General features: G+C 66.6%; 9 protein-coding genes. 2 read left to right on the top strand and 7 right to left on the bottom strand.

What is annotated here, in order from left to right:
• Positions 1-305 (top strand): IS30 family transposase (locus AB0313_RS08810; RefSeq protein WP_366304923.1); only part of this gene is annotated, 305 nt, incomplete at its 5' end.
• Positions 306-668: 363 nt separating this feature from the next.
• Positions 669-929: a hypothetical protein gene (locus AB0313_RS08805; protein WP_366304921.1), complete on the top strand. Its 261-nt coding sequence runs from the start codon at positions 669-671 to the stop codon at positions 927-929.
• A gap of 82 nt (positions 930-1,011) precedes the next feature.
• Here AB0313_RS08805 and AB0313_RS08800 read toward each other — a convergent pair whose 3' ends face one another.
• From AB0313_RS08800 to AB0313_RS08770, 7 genes are read right to left on the bottom strand one after another with little or no spacing between them, the layout of a single operon-like run.
• On the bottom strand, positions 1,012-2,517 hold the full coding sequence (locus tag AB0313_RS08800; protein ID WP_366304919.1) for an NAD-dependent succinate-semialdehyde dehydrogenase: 1,506 nt from the start codon (positions 2,515-2,517) through the stop codon (positions 1,012-1,014).
• A 23-nt stretch (positions 2,518-2,540) separates the two neighbouring features.
• Positions 2,541-3,362, bottom strand: coding sequence for an HpcH/HpaI aldolase/citrate lyase family protein (locus AB0313_RS08795; RefSeq protein WP_366304917.1), 822 nt, complete (start codon positions 3,360-3,362; stop codon positions 2,541-2,543).
• On the bottom strand, positions 3,347-4,132 hold the full coding sequence (gene hpaH / locus AB0313_RS08790) for a 2-oxo-hept-4-ene-1,7-dioate hydratase (RefSeq protein WP_141945402.1): 786 nt from the start codon (positions 4,130-4,132) through the stop codon (positions 3,347-3,349). Before hpaH ends, AB0313_RS08795 begins: the two co-directional genes overlap by 16 nt.
• Positions 4,133-4,134: 2 nt before the next feature.
• A complete protein-coding gene (hpaD, locus tag AB0313_RS08785) occupies positions 4,135-5,220 on the bottom strand; it encodes a 3,4-dihydroxyphenylacetate 2,3-dioxygenase (protein ID WP_141945404.1) in 1,086 nt (361 codons plus the stop codon).
• A gap of 36 nt (positions 5,221-5,256) precedes the next feature.
• Positions 5,257-6,768: a 5-carboxymethyl-2-hydroxymuconate semialdehyde dehydrogenase gene (gene hpaE, locus AB0313_RS08780; RefSeq protein WP_366304915.1), complete on the bottom strand. Its 1,512-nt coding sequence runs from the start codon at positions 6,766-6,768 to the stop codon at positions 5,257-5,259.
• Positions 6,769-6,789: 21 nt separating this feature from the next.
• The gene (locus tag AB0313_RS08775; protein ID WP_141945407.1) at positions 6,790-7,452 is read right to left on the bottom strand and encodes a GntR family transcriptional regulator; all 663 of its coding nucleotides are present in this window, start codon (positions 7,450-7,452) and stop codon (positions 6,790-6,792) included.
• Positions 7,445-8,908 carry a fumarylacetoacetate hydrolase family protein gene (locus AB0313_RS08770; RefSeq protein ID WP_366304913.1) on the bottom strand — a complete coding sequence of 488 codons (1,464 nt, stop codon included), beginning with the start codon at positions 8,906-8,908 and terminating at the stop codon, positions 7,445-7,447. The genes AB0313_RS08775 and AB0313_RS08770 overlap by 8 nt, the downstream gene beginning before the upstream one ends.
• Positions 8,909-8,912: the final 4 nt, after the last annotated feature.

The following is an 8,912-nucleotide window of genomic DNA, read 5'->3' as shown; positions in this document are numbered from 1 at the left end:
CTCTCCGGGGGACGCTGACTTGGGATCAGGGCAACGAGATGTTCCACCATGAACGAATAGAGCGGGAGACGGGACTTCGTATCTACTTCGCCGATCCACATTCCCCGTGGCAGCGCGGGACGAATGAGAACACGAACGGCCTGCTGCGCCAGTACTTTCCCAAGGGCACCGATCTGGGCCTGATCACCGATGAACGGCTACGGGAAGTCAGCATCGAACTAAACGACCGGCCACGGGAATGCCTAAATGACCGCACCCCGTACCAACTCATGGCACGATGGAAACACCAGCTCCAAACCACTTAATTCGCAACGATGGCTGGAAACCGCCCCACTTCGAGTAGGCAAGGACGCCAGCCGGTCGGCGTAGCGGGTTACTCCCCAGTGTGGGTTAGGGCCGGTCCACGGCTCTTGTCTTTGTGCGCAGGACCTTTGGCATGGAGGGAACGGCACAAAAAACTGCACAACCTTATTGTGAACTTGTCAGATTAACCCTAGAATCGACGTCAGGCCGGCGAAGCCTCGAGAAACGCCGGGCAACTCCTCCCCGGATCCAGGCAAACGACCCCTCCAACCACCCCAGCAGCGGATACCACGGCTCTTAGTGCGCCGCCGCGGGCACAGGTGTCCGGGTTGCGCGCCGTCGCCCCCCGCAAGCAGGAGAACATCATGACTTTAGAGGCCGAGCGCACTGAAGCCCCCGCACCAGCAGTTGCCGATATCTCCCGAGGCGGCAGCTACGTTACGTTACCCGCCGGCCATGAAGTGTCGCCGCACCCGGAGGGCAGCTACGTCACCCTGCCCGCCGGCCAGGAAGTGTCGCCGCAGCTGAGGGGCAGCTACGTCTCGCTGCCAGGGGCCCTTCCCGGAAACGGCAGCAGGGCCCAGGGGACGTACGTGACACTTCCCGCGGCCGGCGAAGGAGACTAAGGCCGGCTGCCCCCGTTGGCTGGCCAACCTTAAAGCACCTGCCACCCCTTTGGAGCAGGGTGGCAGGTGCTTTTCCGGGCTGTCAGCCGGCGTAGGGGTTGTTGATGCCGATGTATTGGGTGGTGGTGTATTCGGTGATGCCTTCGGGTCCGCCTTCGCGGCCGAGTCCTGAGTGTTTGACGCCGCCGAAGGGTGCTGCGGCGTTGGAGATGATTCCGGCGTTGAACCCGACCATGCCGAACTCGATCTGTTCCGCGACGCGCAGGAGTTTGTTGAAGTCGCGGGAGTAGAGGTAGGACGCGAGCCCGTACTCGGTGCTGTTGGCGAGTGTGATGGCGTCTTCTTCGGTGGTGAAGGTGGTGATGGGGGCGACGGGTCCGAAGATTTCCTGGCCCAGGATGGCGGCGTCGTTGGGGACGTTGGCCAGGACGGTGGGCTGGTAGAAGTAGCCGGGCCCGTCCACGGGGGCGCCGCCGGTTACCGCGGTTGCTCCGGCCTCGATGGCGGCAGAGACCAGGGCGTGGACGTCGTCCCGGGCCCCGCCGTCGATGAGCGGCCCGACGGTGGTGTCGGGGTCGGTGCCGCGGCCGGTGGTGAGGGCTGCCATGGCTTTGGCGAATTTGGCGGTGAACTCGGCCGCGACGGTTTCGTGGACGAGGAAGCGGTTGGCTGCGGTGCAGGCTTCGCCCATGTTCCGCATTTTCGCCGCCATGGCTCCTTCGACGGCGGCGTCGAGGTCGGCGTCTTCGAAGACGATGAAGGGGGCGTTCCCGCCGAGTTCCATCGAGGTGCGCAGAACGTTCTGGGCGGCGTCGGCCATCAGCCGCTTGCCCACGGGGGTGGAGCCGGTGAAGGAGACCTTCCGCAGCCGGGAGTCCTGCAGCAGGGGCCCGGAAATCCCGGACGCGGACGAGGAGGCGACGACGTTCAGGACCCCGGGCGGGAGTCCGGCGTCGAGCAGGGTCTGCGCGAAGTACTGCGCGGTCAGGGGTGTGAGTTTGGCGGGTTTGAGGACCATGGTGCAGCCGGCGGCGATGGCGGGGGCGACCTTGCGGGTGGCCATCGCGAGCGGGAAGTTCCACGGGGTGATCAACAGACAGGGTCCGACGGGTTTGTGCTGGACCAGGATCTTGTTCCTGCCCTCGGGGGTGGTGAGGTAGCGGCCGTAGTCCCGGACGGTTTCCTCGGCGAACCAGCGCAGGAACTCCGCCCCGTAGGTGACTTCGCCGCGGGCCTCGGCCAACGGTTTGCCCATTTCCAGGGTCATGAGCAGGGCGAAGTCCTCCGCACGTTCAACCACCAGGTCAAAGGCGCGGCGCAGGATCTCCGCCCGGGTCCTGGGCGCGGTCCGCGCCCACGACGCCTGCGCGGCGTCGGCCGCGTCCAACGCAGCAAGAGCATCCGCACTCGTGGCCGACGCGAGGGTGGCGAGCACCTCCCCGGTGGCCGGATCGTGCACGTCGAACGTCCCACCGTCGGACGCGCCCACCCACTCCCCGTTGATCAACAAGCCGGTGGGCACCGACGCCAGCAGGGAAGCCTCCCGCTCCGGCGTGACGGCAGGGGGCAGCGAAGTAGTAACAGTCATGGGAAATCCTTAGGAAGGGAAGGTCAGTAGCTGGCGGGGGCTTCGCCGCCGGCGGGCTTGATGTACTTGGCGGCGAGGGCTTCGGACCCGCGGGCTAGGAGGGCGACGTCGGCGCCCACCAGGATGAAGTCCGCACCGTTTGCGAGGTAATGCTCTGCGGTGGCGGGATTGAAGGCATTCACGCCGGCGGGTTTGCCGGCCGCCTTGGCGGCAGCGAGGCAGTGGTCGACGGCGGAGCGCACCTCAGGGTGTTCCTGCTGTCCCAGCAGGCCCATTGAGGCGGCAAGGTCGGACGGCCCGACGAAGACAGCATCCACGCCGTCGACCTTGAGGATGTCCTCCACTGACTCCACTGCGGCGGCGGACTCGATCTGGACGGTGACGCTGATGGACTCATTGGCGCGGGCCAGGTAGTCCGTGACCCGGTTCCAGCGCGCGGCGCGGGCCAGGGCGGACCCCACCCCGCGGACGCCCTGGGGCGGGTAGCGGGTGGCAGCCACCGCGGCTTCAGCCTCCGCCACGGAGCTGACCATGGGGATCAGCAGGTTCTGCACGCCCAGGTCCAGGTACTGCTTGATCACCACGGGGTCGTTCACGGGCGGCCGGACCATGGCGTGGACCGGGTAGCCGTGCATGGCCTGCAGCTGGGCGAGGATGGATTCGAGCCCGTTGGGGCTGTGTTCGGCGTCCACCAGGAGCCAGTCCAGGCCGGAACCGGCGCAGAGTTCGGCGATGAGCGGGCTGCCGGAGCAGACCCACATCCCCGCGAGCGGCCGGCCCGCCTTTCCCTTTTGCTTTTCCCCAGCCAGGGCGTCGCGGAAGGTGTCCCCTACTCGAAGCGGCATGTCACACTCCCCAGGGGGCCGTAGTCGGCGTGGACGGTGTCGCCCTGGTACACCCACATGGGGCGCGTGAAGGACCCGGCCAGGATGATGTCCCCGGCCTTCAGTGAGTCTCCGTGGGCGGCGATCTTGTTGGCCAGCCAGTGGACCCCGTTGGCAGGGTGGTCCAGGACTCCGGCGGCCACGCCGGTCTCCTCCACGGTTTGGTTCTTGTAGAGGATCGCGGAAACCCAGCGGAGGTCCACGGCGTCCGGTTTGACCGGGTTGCCGCCGATCACCATGGCGCCCATGGCGGCGTTGTCCGAGATGGTGTCCACGATGGTCCGGCCCTCCATCTCAATCCGGGAGTCCAGGATCTCGAGGGCCGGAACCACGTAGTCGGTGGCCTTCAGGACATCGAAGATGGTGACGCCCGGGCCCTTCAGCCCGTCCTTCAGCACGAACGCCAGCTCCACCTCCACCCGTGGGTGGGTGTACCGGTCCCACTGGACCGAGCAGCCGGTCTCCAGGACCATGTCATCGAAGATAGCGCCGTAGTCCGGTTCGGTGATGCCGGTGGCGGCCTGCATGGCCTTGGACGTGAGGCCGATCTTGCGCCCCACCAGGATCCTTCCGGCGTCCTCGTTGCGGCGGCGCCACAGCTGCTGCACGGCGTAGGAGTCCTCCACGGTCATGTCCGGGTAGCGGGCGGTCAGGCGGGGGACAGGGGTACGGGTCCGGCCGGCTTCCACCAGCTCGTCCGCGATGGCCTCAATCGTCGTCGGCTCCAGCATGGTTAGACCTGGACTCCCAGCTTGAAGCCGGTCCGGTCACCTTCCGGCGCGCCGTCCTTGCGGGTGTAGGAGAAGCCGTCGGCACCCACGGTCACGGCCATCTCGGACTTTTCCTCGCGGACGATGACCGGCTGCGGGTTGCCGTCCAGGTCCAGGACCAGGGAGGCCTCGGTGTACCAGGACGGGACCACGGGGTTGCCCCACCAGTCGCGGCGCTGGTTGTCGTGGACGTCCCAGGTGATGGTGGGGTTGTCCGGGTCGCCGGTGTAGTAGTCCTGGGTGTAGATCTCGATGCGGTGCCCGTCCGGGTCCAGGATGTAGAGGTAGAAGGCGTTGGAGACGCCGTGCCGGCCGGGGCCGCGTTCGATCCGGTCGCTGATGCGCAGGGCGCCCATCTTGTCGCAGATCTGGATGATGTTGTGCTTCTCGTGCGTGGCGAACGCAACGTGGTGCATGCGCGGGCCGTTGCCGCCGGTCAGGGCGGTGTCATGGACGGTCTGCTTGCGGTGCATCCACGCGGCGTAGGTGACGCCGTCGGAGTCCTTGATGTCCTCGGAGACACGGAAGCCCAGGTCCTCCAGGTACTTGCGGCCTTTGGGGACGTCCGGGGTGACCTGGTTGAAGTGGTCCAGGCGGACCAGTTCACCGGCGGAGTAGAGATCGTAGCGCTGGGTGAGGCGCTCCACGTGCTCCACGTCGTAGAAGAATTCGTAGGGGAAGCCCAGCGGGTCCTCCACGCGGACGGAGTCGCCGATGCCTTTGGTGAAGCCTTCCTTGCGGCGCTCCACCCGGCAGCCAAGCTCGCGGTAGTAGGCCTCGGCGGCGTCCACCTCGGCGGGGGACTTCACCCGGTAGGCGAAGGCAGCGACGGCGGCGACGGGGCCCTTGCGGAGGACCAGGTTGTGGTGGATGAACTCCTCCAGTGAGCGGAGGTAGATCGCGTTCTCGTCTTCCTCGGTCACGTGCAGGCCCAGGACGTCCACGTAGAACTCGCGGGACTTGGCGAGGTCGGTGACCACGATTTCCATGTAGGCGCAGCGGACGATGTCCGGTGCCGGGACGGTGGGGGTGGGAACGAAGTTAGTCATTGGATGCTCTCTTCTTTGAAAGGTGGGTAGGTGCGCTTACGCGCCGAACTTGGGGGTGTGGACGGTGCCGAGCGTGATGTGCACGGCCTGCTGGTCGGTGTAGAAGTCGATGGAGCGGTACCCGCCCTCGTGGCCCAGCCCGGAGGCCTTGACGCCGCCGAACGGGGTGCGCAGGTCGCGGACGTTGTGGCTGTTCAGCCACACCATGCCGGCCTCGACGTTCTGCGAGAAGTTGTGGGCGCGGGTCAGGTTCTGGGTCCAGATGTAGGCGGCCAGGCCGTACTTGGTGTTGTTCGCCAGGGCGAGGGCCTCGTCGTCGTTCTCGAACGGGGTGATGGCCACGACGGGTCCGAAGATTTCCTCCTGGAAGATCCGGGCGTCCGGCGCGACGTCGGCGAACACCGTGGGTGCGATGTAGTTGCCTTCGGGCAGGTGGCCGGGGCGGCCGCCGCCGGCCAGGAGCCGGCCCTCGGACTTGCCGATCTCCACGTAGGAGGCCACCTTCTCGTAGTGCTCGGGGTGGACCAGGGCGCCCACCTGGGTCTTGGGGTCGTGGGGATCGCCCACCACGATGTTCCTGGTCCGGGCGGCGTACTTCTCGCAGAACTCGTCGTAGATGGCGCGCTCCACCAGGATGCGGGACCCGGCGGTGCAGCGTTCGCCGTTGAGGGAGAACACACCGAACAGGGCCGAATCGATGGCGGCGTCCAGGTCTGCGTCCGCGAAGACGACACAGGGGGACTTGCCGCCGAGCTCCATGGAAAGGCCCTTGAGGTTGGCGGCGGCGTTGCGGAAGATCGTCTGGCCGGTGGTGGTCTCGCCGGTGAAGGAGATCAGCGGGACGTCCGGATGCTTGACCAGGGCGTCCCCTGCTTCCTCGCCCAGGCCGTTGACCAGGTTGAAGACGCCGTCCGGCAGCCCGGCGTCCTTGAAGATTTGGGCCCAGAGCGAGGCCGAGAGCGGGGTGAACTCGGCCGGCTTGAGGACCACGGTGTTGCCGGTGGCCAAGGCCGGGGCGAGCTTCCAGGACTCGAGCATGAACGGGGTGTTCCACGGGGTGATGAGCCCTGCGACGCCGATCGGCTTGCGATTGACGTAGTTGATCTGCGAGCCGGGGACCTTCATGGCGTCGTCGAACTGGGCCACGATCAGGTCCGCGAAGAACCGGAAGTTCTCGGCAGCACGGAGGGCCTGGCCCTTGGCCTGGGTGATGGGCAGGCCGGTGTCGAAGGTTTCGAGTTCGGCGAGGCGCGCTTCCTGGGCCTCGACGGCGTCGGCGATCCGGTTCAGGATGCGGGCGCGTTCGCGCGGCTTCATCTTCGGCCAGGGGCCGTTTACGAACGCTTCGCGGGCGGCGGCTACGGCGAGGTCAATGTCCTCCTTCTGGCCGGCCGCGGCGGTGGCGTAGTTCCGGTTGGAAACCGGGTCCAGGACGTCGAAGGTCTTGCCGCCCACGGAGTCAACGAACTGGCCGTTGATGTAGTGCTGGATGTGGGTGGGCAGGTCCTCGGGAATGTAGTGCTTGCTGGTTTCTACTGAGGTCGTCATCGTTGAAGTCCTAACTGCGTGTCAGTGGTTGGTCTGGGCCAGGTACGCGTCCAGGGTGGCGGAGCGGTGGAGCCTGGCGGCTTTTTCGATCTGTTCTGCGTCGGCTCCGCTTTCGATGAGCTTCAGCAGGTTTTCGTGTTCCTCCACCGAGTCGCGGGCGCGGCCGGGGACAAAGCGGAAGGTGGAGGACCGGAGGGATGCGAGCCGGTTCCAGCCGCGGTGCACCAGGTCCAGGATGTGCGGGTTGGGGCAGTGCTCAAACAGGACACTGTGGAAGTCCTGGTTGAGCTGCGTGAACCGGACGGGATCGAAGTGGTCCAGGCACTCCCGCATCTCTTCATTCACGGCGCGGGCCCGGGCCACGGCGGCGGGACCGATCAGCGGGGCGGACATGGCGGTGGCGGCACCCTCCACAATGCTGAGGGTCTGCATGGTGTAGAGATACTCGGTGGGGTCGATCCCCGCGACGGTGGCGCCGACGTTCCGTTCAAACGTCACCAGCCCTTCGGCCTCGAGCCGCCGGATGGCCTCGCGGACCGGGACCACGCTGAAACCAAGGTCCTTGGCGATGGAGCCCAGTACCAGGCGGTAGCCGGGGGTGTAGGTGCCTTCGACGATCCGGGCCTTGACGGCCTGGTAGGCCTGTTCGGACTTGCTTCCGACAGCCATTGTGGTCTCAGTCATTGGCCTTCGCTTCCCATTCCTTGTACCGCGCCTGCCACTCCGAGTTCATGGGGTAGAGGCCGTCCACGCTGTTGCCCTGCTTGACCATCTCGAAGATGAAGGTCTCTTCCCTTTCCTGCTGGATGGAGTCCTCCACGAGTTCCTCGGCGATGGTCGGCGGGATCACCAGGATGCCGTCGGAGTCGGCCACGATGATGTCGCCGGGCTGAACGGTGGCTCCGCCGCACGCGATGGTGATGTCCGTGTCCCATGGGATGTGGCGGCGGCCCAGCACGGCGGGGTGCGGATTGGAGAAGTACGTTGGCATCTCAAGGTCGGCGACAGCCGAGTAGTCGCGGACGCCGCCGTCGGTGATGATCGCTGCTGCGCCGCGGACCTGGGCACGGAGGGCCAGGATGTCACCAACAGTGCCGGTTCCTTTTTCGCCGCGGGCTTCCATCACCAGGATCTCGCCTTCGTTTACGGAGTCGATGGCGCGTTTCTGGGCGTTGAAGCCGCCGCCGTGGGTCTTGAAGAGATCCTCGCGGTTGGGCACGTAGCGCAGGGTCCGGGCCAGCCCCACCACGCGCCGGTCCGGGCGGGTGGCCTGCAGCCCGTCGATGCTGACGTTATTAAGGCCGCGCTTGCGCATCTGGGAGGACAGCGTGGCGGTGGCAACCGACTCCAGCTTGGCCTTCAGCTCAGGGGTCAGAACACTCGCAGGGCCCGCCAAACCTGCAGCTTTCCGGGATCCGTAGGCTTCCTCTCGCTGCAGGTCATCAACCTTGGGCTGGGCACCAAAGTCGGCGAACGCCGTCGTGCCTTCCTCCACTGTGGTGATCAGCCGCCCGGTGCTGAGGCTGCCGTCCACCGTTCCCACTTCCACTTCCAGGACGTCGCCCGGCGTCGCGACCGAGGCGCCGGCGGGGGTACCGGTGAGGATGATGTCGCCCTCCTCCAGGGTGAGCAGCTGGGACAGGTCCGCGACGAGCCGCGCAAAGGGAAAGAGCAGGTCTTCGGTGGTGTCGTCCTGGACCAGCTCACCGTTGTGCCAGGTACGGATCCGCAGTTGTGAAGGGTCGACGGCGTCTGCCGGGATCAGTGCCGGGCCCACCGGGGTGAATCCGTCGCCGCCCTTGGACCGGAGATTGGAGCCCTTGTCCGCCCAGCGCAGGTCGTACACGCCGAGATCATTGCTGGCGGTAATGGCCGCAACGTGGCTCCAGGCGTCATCCAGCGAAACGCGGCGCGCCGCCTTGCCGATCACGAGCGCGATCTCGCCCTCATACCCGAGCAGTTCGCAGCCGGCCGGCCGCTCCACGGGGCTACCGCCAAGGGCCAGCGAGCTGGAAGGCTTGAGGAAGTAGGACGGCTGCGCCGGCGTGCGGCCCCGCTGGGCCGCCCGGCTGGGGTAGTTGATGTGCACCGCGATCACCTTGCGTGCTGCTGCCAGGGTATCGCCGTTGACCTGCTCCAAAGCC

Source organism: Pseudarthrobacter sp. NPDC080039 (assembly GCF_040702335.1).
Classification (GTDB): domain Bacteria; phylum Actinomycetota; class Actinomycetes; order Actinomycetales; family Micrococcaceae; genus Arthrobacter; species Arthrobacter enclensis_A.
This window is presented reverse-complemented; position numbering and strand designations above follow the sequence as displayed.

What these genes read in the sequence shown, in the direction of transcription:
- AB0313_RS08805 (WP_366304921.1), top strand. Translation starts at nt 669, where the DNA reads ATGACTTTAGAGGCCGAGCGCACTGAAGCCCCCGCACCAGCAGTTGCC.
- AB0313_RS08800 (WP_366304919.1), bottom strand. Translation starts at nt 2,517, where the DNA reads ATGACTGTTACTACTTCGCTGCCCCCTGCCGTCACGCCGGAGCGGGAG.
- AB0313_RS08795 (WP_366304917.1), bottom strand. Translation starts at nt 3,362, where the DNA reads ATGCCGCTTCGAGTAGGGGACACCTTCCGCGACGCCCTGGCTGGGGAA.
- hpaH (WP_141945402.1), bottom strand. Translation starts at nt 4,132, where the DNA reads ATGCTGGAGCCGACGACGATTGAGGCCATCGCGGACGAGCTGGTGGAA.
- hpaD (WP_141945404.1), bottom strand. Translation starts at nt 5,220, where the DNA reads ATGACTAACTTCGTTCCCACCCCCACCGTCCCGGCACCGGACATCGTC.
- hpaE (WP_366304915.1), bottom strand. Translation starts at nt 6,768, where the DNA reads ATGACGACCTCAGTAGAAACCAGCAAGCACTACATTCCCGAGGACCTG.
- AB0313_RS08775 (WP_141945407.1), bottom strand. Translation starts at nt 7,452, where the DNA reads ATGACTGAGACCACAATGGCTGTCGGAAGCAAGTCCGAACAGGCCTAC.